Source organism: Novosphingobium sp., assembly GCF_030699305.1.
Taxonomy (GTDB): Bacteria; Pseudomonadota; Alphaproteobacteria; order Sphingomonadales; family Sphingomonadaceae; genus Novosphingobium.
This window is the reverse complement of the sequence record NZ_JAUYNB010000008.1, coordinates 62,336-82,069: the sequence shown is the minus strand read 5'-3', so window position 1 is coordinate 82,069 and position 19,734 is coordinate 62,336. Positions and strand designations below refer to the sequence as shown.

Genomic DNA, 19,734 nt, shown 5'->3' with positions numbered 1-19,734 from the left:
CGATGGCAGGCGCTGATCTTGTGCCGGGGGTAACCCGGCTGCGGCCCGACGATCATTTCATGATCCTGTCGGAAACCGATGCGTCCCCGATGCACGTCGGTGCGCTGATCTTGCTGGAGGTGCCAGCGGCGGAGCAGGATGGGCTGGCGGCGCGGCTGCGGGATCAGCTGGCCCAGCGCCTGCCCGCAACGCCGCTGCTGGCGCGGCTGGTGCAAGCGCCGGACGGTTACGATTCCGATGTCTGGGCGGACGTTGCCACCGCTGATCTGGACCGCCATGTGGTGACCAGCGCTGCGCCGACTCCTGATGTGGCTGCGCTTCGCGCCGAAGTCGCCCGGCTCAACCTTGTCCGGCTTGATCTGTCGCAACCGCCGTTCATGGCCTATGTCTTTCCGCACCTGCCCGGCGGGACGGCGGCGGTCTATTTCAAGCTGCACCACGCGGTCGCCGACGGGATCGGGTTTCAGGAAGTTCTGCGCCTGCTGAGCGACGAAGCCCCGCCGCCGCCGCCGCGCACCGCCGCTGCCGTGCTGCCCGCGCCGGATGCATGGCGCGCGCTGTCGCAGGCCCGCTTTACGGCCGAGGAAGCCACCCGAAACGCCCAGTCGGCCGCCCGCAAGGCCGCGCTGGCTGCACTGGAAGCCTATGCCGGGGAACGGGCTGAAACGCCGGTGCTGAAACTGTCCGGCCCCACTTCGGCGCAGCGCAGCTACACCACGCTCAGCGTTCCGCTTGCCGGGTTCAAGGCTGCCGCCAAGGCGCTCGGCGCGACGATCAACGATCTGTTCCTGGCCTGTGCGGGAACCGCGCTGCGGGACTACCTGATCGAGATCGACGATCTTCCTGCTGCTCCGCCGGTGATCAATTCCGCGCGGTCCTATCGCCGCGCTGAACACGGCAGCTTTGGCAACCGGATCGTGGCTCAGCATCCCCATCTGGCCACGCATCTGGCTGATCCGCTGGAGCGACTGCGCGCGGTTCAGGCCAGCATGGCGGCTGAAATGCGCCGCACCGGGCACGACGAAGCGCTGCTCGATGCGCTGGAAAAACCGTTTGGCGCGCGTGATCGCCGGGTGATGTTTGCCGAGCGAATGGCGAGCGGCCGCCGCGTTCTGCCGGGCAATATCTCGCTGTCGAACGTGCCCGGCCCAGCGGGCGGGCGCAGCTATGCCGGTTATCGCCAGCGGCACAACTTTCCGGTGCCGATCATCGGCAGCGGGCGGTTTCTCAACATCACCTCGCGCCGCAGCGGCGACAATCTGGACATGGGCGTGATCGCCGATCCGGAAAAGATCGCCGACGTCGGCCGGGTCGCGGATCTGTTCGGTGATGCGGTAAAAGCCTATACGGCGCTGGCCGACGCCAGCAATTCCAGACAATCGGCAAGGTAAGGGAGCAAGTCCATGAAACCCGGCAGCAGGTTGAAAAGCAGCGCATGCGATACCGAAGTGGTGGTGATCCGCTGCGGCAGCGGCACGATCCAGTGCGGCGGCGCGGCGATGAGCGAAAGCGGCGCTGATGCAGCTGACCTCAGCCCCGATTTCGCGGGCGGATCGGTGATGGGCAAGCGCTATGTCGATGCCGCTGGCACGACCGAACTGCTCTGCGTGAAGCCGGGCAAGGGCTCGCTCGCGCTCGATGGCACGGTGCTCGCGCTCAAGGAAGCCAAGCCGCTGCCGGCGTCGGACTGAAACCGGAACGACACTCCCGATGAACATCGCTCTTCTGCTCGAAATGGCGGCCGATGCCGCGTCCGATCGCACCGCGCTGGTCTGCGATGGCAAACGCTGGACTTACGCTGAGCTGCTGGCCGCTGCGCGCGGCGCGTATGAACTGATCGTCGATTCCGGCGCCAGCCATGTGGCGCTGCTGGATGAGAGCAGTGAAGCATCGGTGATCGCGCTGTTCGGCGCGGCGCTGGCGGGCGTGCCCTATTGCCCGCTCAACTACCGGCTGGCCGATGCCGATCTGGCCGGGCTGCTGGGCCGGATCGCACCGGCGCTGATCGTCGGCGATGCGGCGCGGGTGGCCCGGCTGGTCCCCGATCAGGGCCACGTGGTCTATCCGCGCGCCGAATTCACGCTGGCTGCGCAGGAAGCGGTTGCCAGCGACGGCGCGGATTATGACACGGGTGAGGGGGTTGCGATCCAGCTGTTCACCAGCGGCACCACCGCCGCGCCCAAGGCGGCGATCCTGCGCCATTCGAATCTGGTGTCCTACATTCTCGGCACGGTTGAATTCGCCTCGGCTGAGGATAGCGATGCGGCGCTGGTTTCGGTGCCGCCCTATCACATCGCCGGAATCGCGGCGCTGATCTCCTCGATCTATGCCCAGCGCCGGATCGTGCTGCTGCCCGCTTTCGCGCCCGACGCCTGGCTGAAGCTGGTCGATGCCGAACGCGCGACGAATGCGTTCGTCGTACCGACGATGCTCAGCCGGATCATCCACGCGCTGGACAAGGGCGTTCACGCCGATATCGGTTCGCTGCGGTCGATTGCCTATGGCGGCGGCAAGATGCCACTGGAACTGATCCACCGCGCGCTGGACCTGTTCCCGGATACGGGGTTCACCAATGCCTATGGCCTGACCGAGACGAGTTCCACCGTCGCGCTGCTTGGCCCGGACGAACACCGCGCCGCGCACGGGGCAAGCGATCCCAAAGTGCGCGCCCGGCTCGCCTCGGTCGGCAAGCCCTTGCCGACCATCGAACTGGAGATCCGGGGCGAAAGCGGCGAAGTTCTGCCCCATGGTCAGCCCGGCGAAATCTACGTGCGCGGCGATCAGGTATCGGGCGAATATCGCGAAAAAAGCGCGCTCGACGCCGCTGGCTGGTTCCCGACCCGCGATGCCGGGTATCTGGACGAGGATGGCTATCTGTTCCTGTCGGGCCGCGCCGATGATGTGATCGTGCGCGGGGGAGAAAACATTTCACCCGGCGAGATCGAGGATGTGTTGCTGACCCATCCGGCGATCGCCGATGTCGCCGCCGTGGCGATCCCGTCTGCCGAATGGGGCGAGGCCGTGGGCGTTGCTGCCGTGCTGCGCGGGGGCTGCGATCAACCGGCAGACGATGACCTGAAGGAACTGATCCGCGCGCGTCTGCGCTCTAGCCGGGTGCCGGATCGCATCCTGTTCGTGCCGAGCCTGCCCTACAACGAAATGGGCAAGCTGCTGCGGCGCGAGGTCAAGCTGATCCTGGCGGACTAGCCGGCGTCAGCGCGAGACCATTGGCCGGAACAGCGTTTGCGGCGATTGCCAATCAATCCGCACCAGCCGGCGGGCAAAGCGCCAGCCCTGCGCGGTGCGCGTCAACTGATCGCTATACGTGCCGCTGTGGTCCGGCCCGGCATCGGTGTGAACCGCGAAGTAACTGCGCGCCGTGGCGGCATCGCCGTCCACTTCGATCAGCGGGTTGGTGATGTGATGGCGCACGAATGTCAGCGCCGGATTGCGCGGCGCGGACCGGTCTGACAGCGCTTCGGCGATTGCAGCGGGGCCGACGGCGCGGTTGCCGGGGTATTCGATCACGCCATCGGCGGCGAAGCACGCGGCCAGTTCCGCCACCCGGCCCCGGTCGCCGTTGTAGGTATAGCGCGCCAGCAGATCGCGGATCGCGTCCCGGTCAGCCGCGAGATCAGCCATTGAAGTTCAACTGCAAGCCGGGTTCGTCCCACCGCACTTTGACGATCCGCCCCTGCGCGGACAACGTGATAAAGGCGTACCGCATATCCGCCCCGCCGAACGCGATGTTGGTGGTGAAGCGATCGTCGAAATCGCGCTTCGCGGTGTGACCGTCAGGTGTGATCGTGGTGATGCCACCAGCATAGAGCGTCGCGACGCAGACATTGCCAGCGGCCGTCACTGCCAGACTGTCAAACCCGACCGGTCCCGGCGCGGTGGCGATCCAGGTGGCGCGCTGCGGTTCAACTTTGCGCTGATAGCTGTAAAGCCGCGCCTGATGGGTATCGGCGCAATAGATCGTGCTGCCATCGGGTGACAGGCCAATGCCGTTGTAGGACACCGGATGCCGGTCAATCGCGGTGATGGCGCTGCCATCTGGCAGGCAGGTGAACAGCCCGCTGGCGGTGCGGATGCCGTCGTGGCTTTTGCCCAGATCGGTGAACCACAGCTGCCCGTCGGCATCGAACACCAGATCGTTGGGCGATTGCAGCGGGGTGCCATCGCAGGCATCGAATACGCGCTCAAACCGGCCGGTGCCAAGGTCCACCCGCTCGATCCGTCCTTCGGCGCCGGGGCCGCGCGCGTTCTGGAACTTTGCGATATCGAGCCCGCCGTTGTTGCAGACATAAAGCGCGCCGTCCGGGCCGATCGCCGCGCCGTTCGGTCCACCGCCGATATCGCACACCACTTCCTTGCGACCGTTCCAGCAGCGGGTGATGCGCCCGCCCGCCAGTTCGACCACGATGACCGATCCATCGGCCATGACCACCGGGCCTTCGGGAAAAGCCAGCCCCTCCGCAACGATTTCCATACGTACTCCTGCTCGCCAATCTTGTATAACCTGGTTATCTATGTCTTGACATGACCCCGGACGCTGCGCAACCCTGTGTGCGGGAGAACAAGTATCATGCCAGTGCCAAGCCACCACATCGTGCCCCTACCGCCGCCGTTTGGCGCGCCGCCTTATCCGGCGGATGTGTTTGCCGGGCAGACCGTGCTGGTCAGCGGGGGCGGATCGGGCATGGGGCTGGCGATGGCGATGGCGTTTGGCCAGGGCGGGGCGAATGTCGCGGTCATGGGCCGCAGCCTCGAAAAGGCCGAGGAGGGCGCGGCCAGGATTGCGGCGCTGGGCACCAAAGTTCACGCGATCAGCTGCGACGTGCGCCTGCCTGAACAGGTTTCCGCCGCGTTTGACGAGGCCGAGCGCGCGCTTGGCCCAGTCAGCCTGCTGGCGAACAACGCCGGGGCGAACTTTCCGGTGCTGGCGGAGGATATCTCGGTCAACGCGTGGAACGCGGTAACGCGGATCGCGATTGACGGGACGTTCCTGTGCTCCACCGAATTTGCCCGCCGCTGTATCGCGCGGGGGCAGGGCGGCGCGATCATCAACAATTCGGCGCAGTATATCTGGACCGGCTTTCCGGGCGACGCGCATTCCGCCGCAGCCAAGACCGCGCAGGCCACGATGACGAAGAAAATGGCGCGTGACTGGGCCGACTTTGGCATCCGGGTGAACGCGATTGCAGCGGGGTTCTTTCCGCATGAAACGTCCACCGCTGGCCGCCGTGAAGGGGGAACCGAAGTCTTGCAGAACATGATCCCGGCGGGCCGCACGGGTTCGATCCACGAATTTGGCTGGCTGTCGGCGATGACCTGCACACCGCTGCTGGCCGGGCTGACGGGCCAGGTGGTCTTGCAGGACGGCGGCGAAAGCCTGCGCCGGTCGCTGATGATGCCGGACTATGTCCCGCCGCGCGAACGGGCCGAAGGTCCGTGGGGGTGGCGCTGATGGGCTGGCTTGATGGACGCGCCGCGCGGCTGGTGGGCGAAAGCCCCGCGATTGCCGCTGCGCTGGCCGCACAGGGGGCAACGCTGGTGGCGGATGGCGATTGCGACATTCTGGTCCACGTTGCATCGCCGCCGCCGGTCAGGCTGGCGCATGAACTGAGCCACGCCGAATGGCGCGCGACGCTGGATGCCGGACTGGACCAGCGGTTCCTGCTGGCCAGGGATTTTGCCGCTGGACGCCGCGCGGCGGGCAAGGCCGGGGCGGTGGTGTTCGTTGGTGCGCCGGAACAGGCCCTTGGTGCCGATCAGGCTGCCGCAGCGGGCGCGCTGGGCAATCTCACCAAGACGCTGGGCGTCGAATGGGCACGCGATGGCATCCGGGTGAACGCGGTCCAGACTCGTGCAGACGATGCAACGCTCGGCAATCTGGTGGCTTATCTGGTCAGCGATTATGCGGCCTATGTCACCGGCGCGGTGATGGGAGTGGACCTTGATGACTGATCGCGGGCGCCTTGATGGGCAAGTGGCGTTTGTCACCGGGGCTGGCGGCGGGATTGGCCGCGCCATCGCGCTGGGACTGGCGGCAGCCGGGGCCGATGTCGCGCTGTTTGAAATCATCCCGGAACGCGCACGGGAAACCGCCGCGCGGATCGCGGAACTGGGGCGGCAGGCGTTGGTCCTGCCGGGCGACGCAATGGACGCCGAGGCGCTGCGCAGCGCGATTGCGGCCACCGATGCGCGGTTCGGTCGGCTCGACGTTCTGGTCAACAACGCAGGCGGCGTGTCGGGGCGGCCGTTTCTGGAGCAAAGCGAACGCAGCTGGCGGCGGCATATCGACATCAATCTGGTGTCGATGCTGGCCGCGACCCACGCCGCCGCGCCGATCATGGTGCGCGAAGGGCGGGGCGGGGCCATCCTGAACGTCGCCTCGATCGAGGCAGAGCGCGCTGCGCCGAACTTTGCCGTCTATGGCGCGTGCAAGGCCGGGATGGTCAGCTTTACCAAGTCGATGGCGGTAGAACTGTCCGGCCACGGGATCCGGGTGAATTGTATTGCGCCGGATCACACGGTTACGCCGGGCAATCAGGGCAACCGGGCGGGGCCGGTCGATCCCGCCAGCTGGCGCAAGCCAGCGCCGGACGAGGCTGACGCGATGAACCGGCTGATCCCGCTGGGGCGTGAAGGCAACGACACCGAATGCGGCGATGTTGCTGTTTTTCTTTGCTCTTCGCTGGCCAGCTATGTAACGGGCGCAGTGTTGCCAGTGGATGGCGGAACTTCGGCCGCAGGTGGCTGGGTTCGCGGGCGGAATGGCAAGTGGACCCTCAACGAAGGGCTCACCTTTGGCGGATAAGTCCGCATGCCTTGCCGATTTTGCTTTAGTTATAAAACCACGTTTACTATCTGTGCGCTAGGGAACACGGGTTCTGCCCGTTGAGGAGTGCGTGCGATGCAGCTTGGCAATGACGATGATACCAGCCTGACCACGCGGATTCACGTTCCCAAGACCAGTGAGATCGTGGCCGACAAGATCCGCGCGCAGATCATTCGCGGCGAACTGAACGAGGGCGATACCCTGCCTCCGGAAGGCCAGTTGATGGATAGCCTGGGCATTTCGCGGCCCACGTTGCGCGAAGCTTTCAGGATTCTCGAAGCCGAAGGGCTGATCAGCGTGGTGCGCGGATCACGGACCGGGGCCAAAGTGCACAAGCCATCGGTCGATCTGGTATCGCGCTATGCCGGGTACATGCTCGAAGCACAGGGCACGACCATTGCCGACCTCTATCAGGCACGGCTGGCGATCGAACCTTCCGTGGTGCGCTGGCTGGCGACGGACAAGGGCGGCGGTGCGATCGTGCGGTTGCGCAAGTTGCTGGCCGAAATGGCGGCGTTGCTGGAAGAGGACAAGCTCGAAGAGTTCATTGAAAAGGTCGAAGTGTTTCACCAGGCGCTGGTCGCTTCCACCGGCCTGAAGACGCTGACCTTCATGAGCCGGATGCTGCTGAATCTGGCTGCCAAGCACCAGCGTGAATTTCAGCGCCGCCACGTCCGCACGCTGGAAGCGCGCCGCAAGGGTAACCGGGCCGGACTGCGTTCTTATGAAAAGGTTGTGGACCTGATCGAAGCGGGCCAGGTTGAGGAGGCTGTGGCCCATTGGCGGCTGCACCTCAACAACGCCAACGCCACCTGGACGAGCGAGGGCGAGGGCAGCCGCGTGGTGGATTCGCTCGGCTAATCCCGCACCAATAACATCGCCCCGGCCAGCGGTCCGCCTGCGGTGGAGGTGGCGCAGACTTGCGGATCGCCCTTGACCTGACGTTCGCCGCCCCGGCCCCAGAGCTGGGTGCAGGCTTCGTGGACCGCGCCGTAGGCATGAAGCCGACCGCCCGACAGCGCGCCGCCGCCAGTATTGACCGGCAGTTCCCCTTCGAGCGCGATCCGCCTTCCGCCCTCGATGAAGTCCTTGGCGCCGTAACGCTCGCAAAAACCAAAGTTTTCCAGCCAGTTGAGCGTGTGGAACGTGAACCCGTCGTAGAGCTGGGCAATATCGACATCGGCGGGTTTCAGGTCGGTCCGGCTCCACATCATCTCAGCCACTTTGGGCTGGGCCTGGGTGTCGAGCGCGTCGAGCTGGGTCCACGAATTGCGATACTGCATCGATGATCCGATTGCCTCGATCCGCACCGGTGGGTTGCGCAAGGTGCGGGCCACGTCCAGCCGCGAGACGATGATCGCCACCGCGCCGTCGCACGGCACATCGCAGTCATACAGCCGCAGCGGGGTGGCGATGATCGGGGAGGCCAGATAATCGTCGAGCGTGATCGGGGTGCGATAGACCGCTTTGGGGTTCAGTCCGGCATTGCGGCGCTGGTTGATCGGGATCTGCGCGACCTGTTCAGGCGTGATCCCGCTGTTGTGGACATAGAGATTGAAGAACAGCGCCTGCTGGAGCGAGGCGGCATAAGTGTAATACGGAGCGTACCACGCGAACGGTCCGGCCTGACGCTGGCCTTCCTTCAGCAGCGCGTTGGCGAAGGCGGTCTTGCGCGCGGTTGCCTCATACATTGTGCGGAAAATCAGAACGTTACGGCATAATCCTGCGGATATGGCGCCGATCGCGTTGAACACCGCGCCGTACTGTCCCGGCGCTTCGCCGCCCCCGGCATACCACCCCAGCTTCAGCCGCAGCGCATCCTGCACCGCCGCGCAGCCGACCGCCGAGAAGCCCGATCCATCGGCGCGTTCGCCCGGCCAGGTGGCGATTCCGTCGATCTCGGCGCGGGTCAGGCCGGCGTCGGCGATGGCTTCCAGACAGGCGTCGACGGTCAGCGCGAGTGCCGATTTGGTCGCCCCGCGCGATACATCGGACATGCCGATTCCGGTGATCGCGGTGTTTTTTTCGGTATAACCGGTCATGCGAGGCGCTCCACCGGGCGGAACAGCGGCACATACAAGTCCTCAACTGGCTCAAAATAAACCTCAACCGCCATGCCGAACGTGACCTCGGCGGGATCGCAGTGGGTGATGTTGCTGACCAGCCGGACGTCGGCCTGTTCCTCCAGTTCGACCAGCGCGAGCACATAAGGGACCGGCAGGCCGGGCACCCATGGCTTGTGGTTGATCGTGAACGTCGTCACGCGCCCGCGCCCTGAGACCGGCACCGGCGCGACGTTGCGGCCATCACAGGCGGGGCAGAACGGAACCGGCGGGTGCACAAGATAGGCACAATCGCCGCAGCGGTGGATCAGCAATTGCCCATTCTTGCCGCCGGTCCAGTAGGGGAGGGTGTCCATGTCCACGGCGGGCAGGATCCGGGCGGGCGGTGTGGGGGTGTGCATCCTCGTCCTCTGCCGTCACTTATCTAACCAGGTGTGAAATATCCGATTGCAGCGAACGCGTCCATGGGATAAATTGACACATCATCAGTTTTTGAGTCGCGAGCGATGCGCGGCCAGGCAGGAGAGATGCGATGCAAATGGACGATATGGTCATCATCAGCGTTGACGATCACGCGATCGAGCCGCCCGAAGCGTTCATCCGGCATTACCCCGAAGGCAAAAAGGATCAGGCCCCGCGCATTGTCCAGGAAGATGGCAAGGACATCTGGCAGTGGAACGGCGCGCGCTTTCCCACCATCGGCCTGAATGCCGTGGTCGGCCGCCCGCGCAGCGAATACGGGATGGAGCCGACCACGTTCGACCAGCTCCGCCCCGGCACGTACGATCCGAAATTGCGCGTCGATGACATGAATGCCAACGGCGTGCTGGCCAGCCTGAACTTCCCGACCATGCCCAGCTTTGCGGGCGGGGTGTTTGTCGGCATGGCGCAAAAAGACCCGGCGGCATCGCTGCTGGCGGTGCAGGCGTGGAATGACTGGCACGTGCAGGAATGGTGCGCCAGCGCGCCGGGCCGGTTCATCCCGATGTGTCTGGTGCCCGCCTGGGATATGGCCGAAACGCTGAAGGAACTGAAGCGGATGAGCGACCTTGGCGTTCACGCCGTGTCGTTTTCCGACAACCCGTCGAACATCGGCCTGCCCAGCATCCACAACGAATACTGGGAACCGTTCTGGAAGGCGTGCAACGATCACAAGATCGTGATCAACTGCCACATCGGCACCGGCGCGCGGGCGATGCATCCCAGCCCGGAAAGCCCGATCGACGCGTGGATTACGGCCATGCCGATCTCGATTGCCAATTCGGCGGCGGACTGGACGTTCGCCAGCTTCTGGAAGCGCTATCCGGACTTGCGCATGGCGCTGTCCGAAGGCGGCATCGGCTGGGTGCCGTACTTCCTGGAACGGGCCGATTTCACCTATGAACACCACCACGAATGGACGTTCAGCGACTTTGCGGGAGAGCGTCCGTCCGACGTGTTCAAGCGGCACATCATCAGCTGCTTCATCGATGACCAGTTCGGGATCAAGAACCTCGATTACATGAACGCCGACATGGTCGCCTATGAATGCGATTACCCGCATTCGGACACCGTCTGGCCGAATGTGCCGGAATACCTGTGGGCGTCGGTCAACGGGCTGGACCCCAAGGTGGTGGACAAGATCACGCATGAAAACGTGATCCGCGAATACAGCTTTGACGCCTTCGGTCTGAACGGCGGCAAGGCGAACTGCACGGTCGGTCACTTGCGCGAACTGGGCAAGGACGTGGACGTTTCCCCGCGCCACAATCTGGGCGGGCTGAAGACCGACAGCATGGACGCCATCGGCAAGGCGCGCCGCGCGGTCACATCGGGCGATATCGAACGGATGTTCGCCTCGGCATGAGCATGCTGACGGAATGGCGGGTTGATGAACCCGCCCCCGCACATGTCCCGCGCGATCGCGTGGTGGATGTGCGGTTTGCCCTGGGTGGTGGCCGGAACGACCTGCTGGACCCCTATGCCCCAACCGATGCGCTGCGCGCGCCCGGCGTGCCGCGTTTGCTCTACAGCCCCTATCCGTTCGGCGACAAGTCGTCCGGCACCTGGACGGTGGCGCATTACGAGGACATTCGCCGGGTCTATGAGGACAACGATACCTTCTCCACCAAAGGCGTGGCGCAGTTCCAGTCGCTCGCCGGAGAGACGTTTCCATCGATCCCGCTGGGGATCGATCCGCCGCAGCATGGCAAGTACCGCAAGTTCCTGAACGGCCATTTCACGCCCGTAGCGCTAAAGGTTCTGGAACCCAAAGTGCGGGCGATGGCGGTGGAAATGATCGACAGCTTTGCGCACCTCGGCGAAGTCGACATCGCGTATGACTTTGGCCGGGTCTATCCGGTGCGGGTGTTCCTGGACCTGATGGGCCTGCCGTTCGCGATGTTCGAACAGTTCCTGGCGTGGGAATACGAAATCCTGCATTCGCGCGATCACGCCCGGATGGGCGCGGCGGTGCGGCAGGTGATCGCCTACTTGCGCGAATTAATCGCCGACAAGCAGGCCAACCCCGATGACAAGCTGGGCAGCCATATCGCCAATGGCGTGATCGATGGTCAGCCGATGAGCGCGGACGAGATCATCGGGATGACCTGGTTCCTGTGGCTGGGCGGGCTGGATACGGTCGCCTCCACGATCAGTCAGATGTTCCGCCGCATGGCGCTGGATCAGCCGCTTCAGCAGCGCCTGCGCGATCATCCGGAACTGAACCACAGCGCGGTCGAGGAATTCCTGCGCATGCAGCCGCTGGTCAATTCGTTCCGGCTGGTGAAGCAGGATCTGGACTGGGACGGGGTGACGCTGAAAGCAGGCGATTACATGACCTGCCTCAACACGAGCGGCAATTTCGATCCCGCTCAGTTCGACGATCCTCGCACGTTCGATGCGGCCCGCAGCGCCAACCGGCATTACACTTTCGTTGGCGGGGTCCATCTGTGCCTTGGCGCGCATCTCGCCCGGCGTGAACTGCGCATCCTGCTGGAAGAATTTCTGGCCCGCGTGCCGACGTTCCGGGTGAAACCCGGCGCGGACACCACCGTGACCGCCGGTCTGCTGTCCATTCGCAACCTGCCCATCGTCTGGGACGTTGCCGCCAAGTCTTGAAGGATCGACGATGGCCTATCTGAAACACCCCGGTTGCATCTACATCGGCGGCGAATGGCAGCCGACCGAAACGCGCGAACCGGTGATCAACCCGGCCGATGAAAGCCTGTTGATCGACGCTCCCGTGGGCAGCGCCGCGCAAGTTGACGCCGCGATTGCAGCGGCGCGCCATGCGTTCGATCACACCGATTGGCCGCATTGGCCCGTGGCCCGGCGGCAGGCCCTGATGACCCGGTTCCTCGACGCCATCGACGCCCGCAAGGCCGAGATTGTCGACATGATCGTGGCCGAGGCAGGATCGACCCGGATGCTGGCCGAGTTCCTGCAATACGGCATCCCGATGAAGCACGCTCGCCGCACCGTGGAACTGGCGAGCCGCCCGGCGATCACCCCGCTGCCGATCGAGCTGACCCCCAACGCCGCTGGCGGCAAGACGCTGGGCACGGGCGTGGTCAGCCGCGAGCCGGTGGGCGTGGTGGCGGCGATTTCGCCCTACAACTTCCCGTTCTTCCTCAACATCGGCAAAGTCGTGCCCGCGCTGGTGGTGGGCTGCACCGTGGTGCTGAAACCGTCGCCCTATACCCCGATGCAGGCGCTTATCCTGGGCGAGATCGCGGACGAGGTCGGCCTGCCGAGGGGCGTCCTGTCCATCGTCACCGGCGATATCGAAGCGGGCAAGCTGCTCACCACCGATCCCCGCGTCGATCTGGTCCACTTTACCGGATCGGACAAAGTCGGCGAAATGATCCAGGCGCAGGGCGCGCCCACGCTGAAGCGGATCGTGATGGAACTGGGGGGCAAATCGGCCCTGATCGTGCGGGCCGATGCCAATATCCAGGAAGCGGCAGCGGCGGCGCTCGGCGGGTTCACCGTCCATTGCGGGCAGGGCTGCGCACTGACCACGCGGCATCTGGTCCACAACTCGGTGCGCCCGCAATTCGTGGCGACCTTGCAGGCCATGCTGGGCCATCTGAAGATCGGTAACCCGGCGGACCCCACGGTCAATTACGGCCCCCTGATCCGCGCCGTCGCGCGCGAGCGGACCGAACGCTATGTGGCCATCGCGCAGGATGAAGGCGCCACGCTGGTCGCCGGGGGGCAGCGCCCGGACGGCCTGGACAAGGGGTTCTATTTCCAGCCGACGTTGTTCGACAATGTCCGCAACGACAGCCGGCTGGCGCAGGAAGAAGTGTTCGGCCCGATTGGCGCCGTGATCGGGTTCGACGATGACGATGAAGCCATCGCGCTCGCCAACGCCAGCGATTTCGGCCTGTCCGGCGCGATCTGTTCGGCTGACGCGGGCCGCGCGTTTGAAATGGCGCTGCGCATCCGGACCGGCAGCGTTTCGATCAATGGCGGCGGCGGCACGATGCTGTCCGACGCGCCGTTCGGCGGGATCAAGCGGTCCGGCTATGGCCGCGAATATGGCGAGGATGGGCTGAACGAGTTCACCTATCAAAAAGTGATCAGCTTCCACGCGGCTTGAAAGGGCAGGACATGACCAAGGTAATGGAGGGCGTGCGGGTCCTTGAAGTCGCGCAGTTCACGTTCGTTCCGGCGGCAGGCGCGGTGCTGACCGACTGGGGCGCGGACGTGATCAAGATCGAGCACCCGGTGCGCGGCGATGCCCAGCGCGGGATCAAGGAATTGCAGCGTCTGGCGGTCAATCCGCAGCGCTCCTCGCTGATGCAGCACCCCAACCGTGGCAAGCGCAGCGTGGGAATCGACATTTCGACCGCCGAGGGCCGCGAGCTGATCTATGCCATCGCCAAGACCTGCGATGTGTTCCTGACCAACTACCTGCCATCGGCCCGGCAAAAGCTGGGGATCGACGTCGACCAAATCCGCGCGGCCAATCCGAACATCATCTATGTGCGCGGGTCGGCGTTTGGCGAAAAGGGGCCGGAACGCGACAAGGGCGGGTTCGATTCCACGGCCTATTGGGCGCGCGGCGGATCAGCCGTGCTGGTCACGCCGAGGGAACTGGAAGGGCCGCTGACCCAGCCGGGACCGGCTTACGGCGATACTATCGGCGGCATGAACATCGCGGGCGGGATCGCCGCCGCGCTGTTCCACCGCGAACGCACGGGCGAGGCGACCGAGGTGGACGTTTCGCTGCTGTCATCGGGCATCTGGGCGACCGCGTGCAGCATCGATGTGTGCATGGAACTGAACGTCAATCCGTTCGCCAACGCGCTGCCCGGGCAGGACGTGGTTGGCACCAATCCGTTCATGGGCGTGTTCAAGACCAGTGATGGCGGCTTCATCAACCTGACCGTGCTGTCACCCGCGCCGCTGATCGCGGATACGTTCGCCCACCTTGGCATCTCGGACTGTGCGAACGATCCCCGGTTTTCGACGATTGAGAAATTGTGGGAAAACTCTGCGGCCGCCTTTGCCGAAGTGAAGCGGGCCATGGCCGCTCAGCCGTTCGCCTATTGGTTGGAACGCCTGAAGACGATGAAGGGCCAGTGGGCGGCCTATCAATCCCCCGCCGATGTCGAGCACGACGAACAGGTTCAGGCCAACGGCTGGATCTTCGAAGTCGACAGCGCAGACGGAGGCCCGCCGATCAAGCTGGTCGCCAACCCGGTGCAGTTCGACAAGGCCGCCGTCACCAACACCCGCGCGCCAGAGGCCAGTGAGCATACCGAACTGTTCCTGATGGAACTGGGCCTCGACTGGGACCGGATCGAGGAACTGAAGGGCAAGGGGGCCATTGCCTGACCCATTGCGTGGCAGGCCCGTTTGGTCGATGGAACAGGCGATGCCAACCATTCCATCCGACCTGATCGGCGCCGAAGCGCACTCTCCGCTGACCGGATCGCCGCTGGTGTTGGTCGAGGCGGGCGATGCCCTGCCTGCAGGCGGGGTGATCGTTGCGGTGGACCGCGCGGGCGCGCTGCCCATGCTCGATCCCGCTGATTACGACGCCATGGTCACGACCCGGGCTGATGCACCCGCGCCGTGGGTCCGCATTGCGCCGGACCGGCTGGATGCGCAGCTGGCGGCCGTGCGGGCAACGGCGGCGCAAAGCCCGATTGCTACCGCCATGCTGGCGCGGGTGCTGCGGCTGGGCGAGGGGCTGGAGTTCGAAGCCGCGCTGGAGCTGGAATCGCTGGCCTATTCCACGCTGCTGGGCGGGGCCGAGTTCGCCCGCTGGCTGGCCGCCGCGCCGCACGGCGAAAGCGGTGCGCAAGCCGCTGACCCGGTGCGCTATGACCGCGCCGATGATCACGTAACCCTGACGTTGGCCTCGCCCGGCAACCGCAACGCCATGACCGCCGCGATGCGCGATGCGCTGTATGAGGCGCTTGCCAACGTGCTGGAAGACCCCAGCCTGCCCAGCCTGACCTTGCGCGGTGAGGGGCGGTGCTTTTCGACCGGCGGTGATTTGCCTGAATTCGGCACCGCGCGTGATCTCGCCGCCGCGCACGTGATCCGCACCCAGCGCTCCTGCGGGCGGCTGCTGCACCGGCTGGGGAGCCGGGCCGCAACCCATCTGCACGGCGCGTGCATCGGCTCCGGCATCGAAGTGCCCGCTGCCGCTGCGAGGCGAACCGGCGCGCCCGACCTGATTGTGCAATTGCCCGAACTGCGCATGGGGCTGATCCCCGGCGCGGGCGGCACGGTCAGTCTCGCCCGCGCCATCGGACGGCACCGGCTGCTGTGGCTGACGCTCGGCGCGTTCCGGATCGGGGCAGGGCAGGCGTTTGACTGGGGTCTGATCCACAGCATTGAACCATGATGGAGCGGTTGCACGAGTTGCTGGCGCTGCGACTGGCCGGACTGGGCCTGTCTCCGCCAGATTTGCTGACCCGCGACGCGCCGGGCGGACTGGCCGCGCCGGGGCGGGTTTCGGCCAACGGTTCCTGCCGGTTGATCGCCGCGCAGGACGGCTGGATCGCCCTCAATCTGGCGCGCGAGGATGATCTGGATCTGATCCCGGCGCTGACCGGACGGGATGGCGATCCGTGGGAGGCTGTCACGGCAGCAGCGCGGGAGAGCGCGGCGGCAGATTTCATGCACCGCGCGGCGGAACTGCAACTGCCGGTCGCTGTGGTGGGGGAAAGTGCACCGCAAGCCCTTGCGCCGCCGGGCGGCCGCACGGTTCCGTGCCGGGTGGTGGACCTGTCGGCGCTCTGGGCCGGGCCGCTCTGTGCGGGATTGCTGGCGCGGGCCGGGGCAGAGGTGCTGCGGATCGAAAGTGTGGGGCGGCCCGATCCCACCCCGGCGGGATCGCCGCGGCTCGATGCGCGGATCAATGCGGGCAAGGCGCGGCTGGCGCTCGATTTGCGCACGCCCGGTGGGCGCGAGCGATTGTTGGCTGAACTGGCCAACGCCGATGTGGTGGTCACCAGCGCGCGGCCTGCTGCGCTTGCGCGGCTGGGGCTGAGGCCTGCGGCTTTCCCGCACCTCACCTGGGCGGCAATCACCGCGCACGGCTTCACCGGGGCGGGCGCGGCGCGGGTGGGGTTTGGCGATGATTGCGCGGCGGCGGGCGGGCTGGTCCGGTGGGAGCAGGGCGAGCCGCGCTTCCTGGGCGATGCGCTGGCCGATCCGCTGACCGGGCTGGAAGCCGCGCTGGCAGTGCTGGCGGGCCAGCGCGGGCTGATCGACATGGCAATGGCGCGGGTCGCGGCGGCCTATGCGGAGCGGCTGGCATGACGCTGGTGCTGCGCGATGTGCGTCCGTGGGGCGGGGCGGCAGTCGATCTCGCGCTGGCGGACGGACGGATTACCACAATTGGCCGCAACCTTCCGCGCGGCACGGCGGAAATCGACGGGCGCGGCGATGTGCTGTTGCCGGGGCTGCACGATCACCATTTGCACATTCTGGCGACTGCTGCGCGGCGGCATTCGGTGGACCTGACCGGGCTGGTCGATGCGGCGGCGGTTGCTCAGGCGCTGGTCGCGGGGCGGCGCCATGGTGGGTGGGTCCGGGCGGTGAGCTATGACGAGCGTGCGGGCGGGTTGCCTGATGCCGCGCTGCTGGATCAGTGGCTGGCAGGCACCCCGCTGCGGCTGCAAGACCGCACCGGGGCGCTGTGGGCGCTCAATTCCGCCGCGCTGGCGCTGCTCGGCGATACGCCGCCGCCATCAGGCGCAGAGCGCGATGCGCACGGGCAGCCAACCGGTCGGTTCTGGCGCGAGGATCAGTGGCTTGCCGCCGCGCTGCCCGCCGCCGTGCCCGATCTGGCCGGACTGGGGCAGGATCTGGCTGCACTTGGTCTGACCGGGCTGACCGACGCGGGCGCCAACAACGGCCCCGCCGAAGCCGCGCTGCTGGTGGGCAAGCTGCCGCAGCGGCTGGTGCTGATGGGCAGCGAGGCGCTGAAGCCGGGGGCGGGCTATGCGCTGGGGCCGCTCAAGCTGCTGATCGACGAACGCGATCCGCCCGCGCTGGATGCGCTGGCTGCGCGGATCGGCTGGGCGCGGCAGGCCGGGCGAAACGTCGCCGCGCACTGCGTGACCGAGGCGGAACTGGCGCTGTTCATCGCCGCGCTCGATCAGGCAGGCGGCGCGCGCGCCGGCGACCGGATCGAACACGGCGGTATGATCCCTGCCGCCTTCATCCCGGTGATGGCCGAGGCCGGGCTGACGGTCGTGACCAACCCGGCCTTCATTCACGACCGCGGGGACCGCTATCGCGCGACGCTGGGGGCGGAGCAGTGGGACGAACTCTATCGCGCAGGCAGCCTGCTGGCCGCTGGCATTGCGCTGCGGGCCGGATCGGACGCACCTTATGCGGGCATCGACCCGTGGCTGGGCATGCGCACTGCACGCGACCGGCTGACTCGCGATGGCCAGCTGCTGGGGCAGGGCGAGGCGATTGCCGCTGCAGCTGCGCTGGCGCTCTATGCCCAGGGCGAGATTGCCGTGGGCGCGTCGGCTGACCTGATCCTGTGTGCAGGCACCATGACCGATGTGCTGGCTGACCTCTGCGCCGAGCGGGTGCGGGCAACGATTATCGGCGGTACAGTAGCTTTTTCAAACTAACCCCCCGTTCGTGTCGAGCGAAGTCGAGACACGCTGGCGCGGCGCGATGTGTCTCGACTTCGCTCGACACGAACGGGCGTGGTTGATTTGCTGCCGACAAAACTCAATCGCGGTTGAGCAGCATGGCCCCGGCAATGAACCCGCCGCCCATGCCGCAGACGGCGGTCTTCGCATCCGCCACCTGCCGCGCTCCCGTATCGCCCCACAGTTGCTGGCAGGCTTCGTGGAGCAGGCCGAACCCGTGGAGCCGCCCGCCCGACAGTTGCCCGCCGCCGGTGTTGACCGGGAACCGCCCACCGGGGCCGATGTTGCCGGCGGCGATGAAGTCCTTTGCCTCGCCGTGGCCGCAGAAGCCCAGTGCTTCCAGCCACATCGGCACAAAAATGCTGAACCCGTCATAAAGCGCCAGCACATCCACATCGGCGGGCTTGAAATCGGTCCGCGCCCACAAGTCCGCGCTGGCATCGTGCGCACCCATGGTGGTAAGGTCAGGCCGCTGGTCCCATGTTTCCTGCGATTGCAGCGCCGATCCGAGCGCCTCGATCCGCAATGGCGCACGCGCGCAATCGCGGGCTGCGTCCGCAGCGGAGACAATCACCACCGCCGCGCCGTCAATCGGGATATCGCAATCGAACAGTCCCAGCGGGGACGAGATCATCCGCGCGTCGTGATAGTCGGCCATGCTCAGCGGCTTTTGCATCACGGCGGCCGGGTTCATCAGCGCGAACTGGCGCTGGCCGGTGGCGACCATGCCCAGATGCTCGCGCGTCATCCCGAATTCGTGGAAATAGCGCGTGGCCATCCAGCCCGCCCAGTTGGAGGCCGACATGGCCCCTACGGAAACCAGCCAGCTGAGCCAGCCGCCAATCTGGGGTTTGCCTGCCCCCGCAATACTGGCGCGCCGTCCCGCGCTTTGCGATGAGCTTTCGGTCAGCGCGCGAAAGCACAGCACGTGGCGCGCCTGTCCCGTCATCACCGCCATCGCCGCCACCATGATCGGGGCCATCTGCGCCGGGCCATCGGGGACGGCGCTGTGCCAGCGGGTCTTGAGGCCCAGCGCACCGCGCACCTCGCCCGTGCCCAGCGGGGACTGGCCGGGGGAGTTGTCGGTCTTGCCCGGATAGGTGCAGATCCCGTCGATATCGGCGCGGGTCAGCCCGGCAGAGGCCAGCGCCTGCTGCGCGGCTTCGAGCAGGTGATCCATCGCGGGGCGGCCGGTGTTGCGACCGATGGTCGACATGCCGGTGCCGGTGATCGCGGCTTTGCCCATGGTCATGCGCATGCTCCCGTTTCAAGCGGTTGCCATTTCGGCAGCCAGACATCGCCTGCCGCCTCGAACCGGATTTGCATCCGCTGGCCGATCTGAACCGTCTCAGGCTGGTCCGAGATCACCGGCGCGGTCACCCGCACGCCGGGGGCGCCATCGACATCGACCACGGCCAGCGCAAACGGCACGGCCATATCGGGCAGCCAGGGCTGATGGTTGACCGTGAAGGTATAGACCGTGCCCGTTCCCGCCATCGCCCGCGCCGCGACATTGCGCGACAGGCAGGCCGGGCAGACGATCTGCGGCGGATGGATCGCGGTGTTGCAATCATTACAGCAGGCGATCATCAGTTCGCCGCGCGCGCCACCGGTCCAGAACGCGGTGTTTTCGGGCGTAAGTTCGGGCAGGGGGCGCAAGCGGTATCTCCCGTGGGGCGGTCATTATTGACGTTGCGTCAGTTTT

At 66.1% G+C, this 19,734-nt stretch carries 20 protein-coding genes; 14 read left to right on the top strand and 6 right to left on the bottom strand.

Annotation, left to right across the window (positions count from 1 at the left end; all coding sequences use genetic code 11):
* Positions 1-2 precede the first annotated feature (2 nt).
* From Q8Q53_RS02230 to Q8Q53_RS02220, 3 genes are read left to right on the top strand one after another with little or no spacing between them, the layout of a single operon-like run.
* The gene (locus tag Q8Q53_RS02230; RefSeq protein ID WP_305700118.1) at positions 3-1,391 is read left to right on the top strand and encodes a wax ester/triacylglycerol synthase domain-containing protein; all 1,389 of its coding nucleotides are present in this window, start codon (positions 3-5) and stop codon (positions 1,389-1,391) included.
* 12 nt (positions 1,392-1,403) lie between these two features.
* Positions 1,404-1,691 carry a hypothetical protein gene (locus Q8Q53_RS02225; protein ID WP_305700117.1) on the top strand — a complete coding sequence of 96 codons (288 nt, stop codon included), beginning with the start codon at positions 1,404-1,406 and terminating at the stop codon, positions 1,689-1,691.
* Positions 1,692-1,710: 19 nt separating this feature from the next.
* Positions 1,711-3,207, top strand: a complete 1,497-nt coding sequence (locus Q8Q53_RS02220; RefSeq protein WP_305700116.1) for a class I adenylate-forming enzyme family protein — start codon at positions 1,711-1,713, stop codon at positions 3,205-3,207.
* A gap of 6 nt (positions 3,208-3,213) precedes the next feature.
* On the opposite strand, the gene Q8Q53_RS02215 is transcribed toward Q8Q53_RS02220, so the two are convergent.
* Positions 3,214-3,642: a nuclear transport factor 2 family protein gene (locus tag Q8Q53_RS02215; protein ID WP_305700115.1), complete on the bottom strand. Its 429-nt coding sequence runs from the start codon at positions 3,640-3,642 to the stop codon at positions 3,214-3,216.
* Positions 3,635-4,492 (bottom strand): SMP-30/gluconolactonase/LRE family protein, encoded by an 858-nt coding sequence (locus tag Q8Q53_RS02210; RefSeq protein ID WP_305700114.1) that lies wholly within the window; start codon positions 4,490-4,492, stop codon positions 3,635-3,637. Before Q8Q53_RS02210 ends, Q8Q53_RS02215 begins: the two co-directional genes overlap by 8 nt.
* Positions 4,493-4,588: 96 nt before the next feature.
* Here Q8Q53_RS02210 and Q8Q53_RS02205 point away from each other — a divergent pair, with 96 nt between their 5' ends.
* From Q8Q53_RS02205 to Q8Q53_RS02190, 4 genes are all read left to right on the top strand, one after another.
* Positions 4,589-5,470 (top strand): SDR family oxidoreductase, encoded by an 882-nt coding sequence (locus Q8Q53_RS02205; RefSeq protein ID WP_305700113.1) that lies wholly within the window; start codon positions 4,589-4,591, stop codon positions 5,468-5,470.
* Complete coding sequence (locus tag Q8Q53_RS02200; RefSeq protein WP_305700112.1) at positions 5,470-5,970, top strand: SDR family oxidoreductase; 501 nt, start codon at positions 5,470-5,472, stop codon at positions 5,968-5,970. Before Q8Q53_RS02205 ends, Q8Q53_RS02200 begins: the two co-directional genes overlap by 1 nt.
* Positions 5,963-6,823: an SDR family NAD(P)-dependent oxidoreductase gene (locus Q8Q53_RS02195; protein ID WP_305700111.1), complete on the top strand. Its 861-nt coding sequence runs from the start codon at positions 5,963-5,965 to the stop codon at positions 6,821-6,823. The genes Q8Q53_RS02200 and Q8Q53_RS02195 overlap by 8 nt, the downstream gene beginning before the upstream one ends.
* A gap of 96 nt (positions 6,824-6,919) precedes the next feature.
* Positions 6,920-7,705 (top strand): FadR/GntR family transcriptional regulator, encoded by a 786-nt coding sequence (locus Q8Q53_RS02190; protein WP_305700110.1) that lies wholly within the window; start codon positions 6,920-6,922, stop codon positions 7,703-7,705.
* Here the strand turns inward: Q8Q53_RS02190 and Q8Q53_RS02185 are convergent.
* Both Q8Q53_RS02185 and Q8Q53_RS02180 read right to left on the bottom strand, forming a co-directional pair.
* Positions 7,702-8,886, bottom strand: coding sequence for a thiolase family protein (locus Q8Q53_RS02185; RefSeq protein ID WP_305700109.1), 1,185 nt, complete (start codon positions 8,884-8,886; stop codon positions 7,702-7,704). The genes Q8Q53_RS02190 and Q8Q53_RS02185 overlap by 4 nt on opposite strands.
* A complete protein-coding gene (locus Q8Q53_RS02180) occupies positions 8,883-9,308 on the bottom strand; it encodes a Zn-ribbon domain-containing OB-fold protein (protein ID WP_305700108.1) in 426 nt (141 codons plus the stop codon). The genes Q8Q53_RS02185 and Q8Q53_RS02180 overlap by 4 nt, the downstream gene beginning before the upstream one ends.
* A gap of 131 nt (positions 9,309-9,439) precedes the next feature.
* Between Q8Q53_RS02180 and Q8Q53_RS02175 the strand changes: the two genes are divergently transcribed.
* From Q8Q53_RS02175 to Q8Q53_RS02145, 7 genes are read left to right on the top strand one after another with little or no spacing between them, the layout of a single operon-like run.
* A complete protein-coding gene (locus tag Q8Q53_RS02175) occupies positions 9,440-10,753 on the top strand; it encodes an amidohydrolase family protein (RefSeq protein WP_305700107.1) in 1,314 nt (437 codons plus the stop codon).
* Positions 10,750-12,006 carry a cytochrome P450 gene (locus Q8Q53_RS02170; RefSeq protein ID WP_305700106.1) on the top strand — a complete coding sequence of 419 codons (1,257 nt, stop codon included), beginning with the start codon at positions 10,750-10,752 and terminating at the stop codon, positions 12,004-12,006. Before Q8Q53_RS02175 ends, Q8Q53_RS02170 begins: the two co-directional genes overlap by 4 nt.
* A 10-nt stretch (positions 12,007-12,016) precedes the next feature.
* Positions 12,017-13,492 (top strand): aldehyde dehydrogenase family protein, encoded by a 1,476-nt coding sequence (locus Q8Q53_RS02165; protein ID WP_305700105.1) that lies wholly within the window; start codon positions 12,017-12,019, stop codon positions 13,490-13,492.
* A gap of 11 nt (positions 13,493-13,503) precedes the next feature.
* Positions 13,504-14,733: a CaiB/BaiF CoA-transferase family protein gene (locus Q8Q53_RS02160; RefSeq protein ID WP_305700104.1), complete on the top strand. Its 1,230-nt coding sequence runs from the start codon at positions 13,504-13,506 to the stop codon at positions 14,731-14,733.
* Between the two features lie 28 nt (positions 14,734-14,761).
* Positions 14,762-15,754, top strand: a complete 993-nt coding sequence (locus Q8Q53_RS02155; RefSeq protein WP_305700103.1) for an enoyl-CoA hydratase/isomerase family protein — start codon at positions 14,762-14,764, stop codon at positions 15,752-15,754.
* Complete coding sequence (locus Q8Q53_RS02150; RefSeq protein WP_305700102.1) at positions 15,754-16,674, top strand: CoA transferase; 921 nt, start codon at positions 15,754-15,756, stop codon at positions 16,672-16,674. The genes Q8Q53_RS02155 and Q8Q53_RS02150 overlap by 1 nt, the downstream gene beginning before the upstream one ends.
* A complete protein-coding gene (locus tag Q8Q53_RS02145; protein WP_305700101.1) occupies positions 16,671-18,005 on the top strand; it encodes an amidohydrolase family protein in 1,335 nt (444 codons plus the stop codon). Before Q8Q53_RS02150 ends, Q8Q53_RS02145 begins: the two co-directional genes overlap by 4 nt.
* Positions 18,006-18,108: 103 nt before the next feature.
* Here the strand turns inward: Q8Q53_RS02145 and Q8Q53_RS02140 are convergent, their stop codons facing one another.
* Together Q8Q53_RS02140 and Q8Q53_RS02135 are read right to left on the bottom strand one after the other, a co-directional pair.
* Positions 18,109-19,281, bottom strand: a complete 1,173-nt coding sequence (locus Q8Q53_RS02140) for a thiolase family protein (protein ID WP_305700100.1) — start codon at positions 19,279-19,281, stop codon at positions 18,109-18,111.
* The gene (locus tag Q8Q53_RS02135) at positions 19,278-19,688 is read right to left on the bottom strand and encodes a Zn-ribbon domain-containing OB-fold protein (protein WP_305700099.1); all 411 of its coding nucleotides are present in this window, start codon (positions 19,686-19,688) and stop codon (positions 19,278-19,280) included. Before Q8Q53_RS02135 ends, Q8Q53_RS02140 begins: the two co-directional genes overlap by 4 nt.
* Between the last annotated feature and the right edge of the window lie 46 nt (positions 19,689-19,734).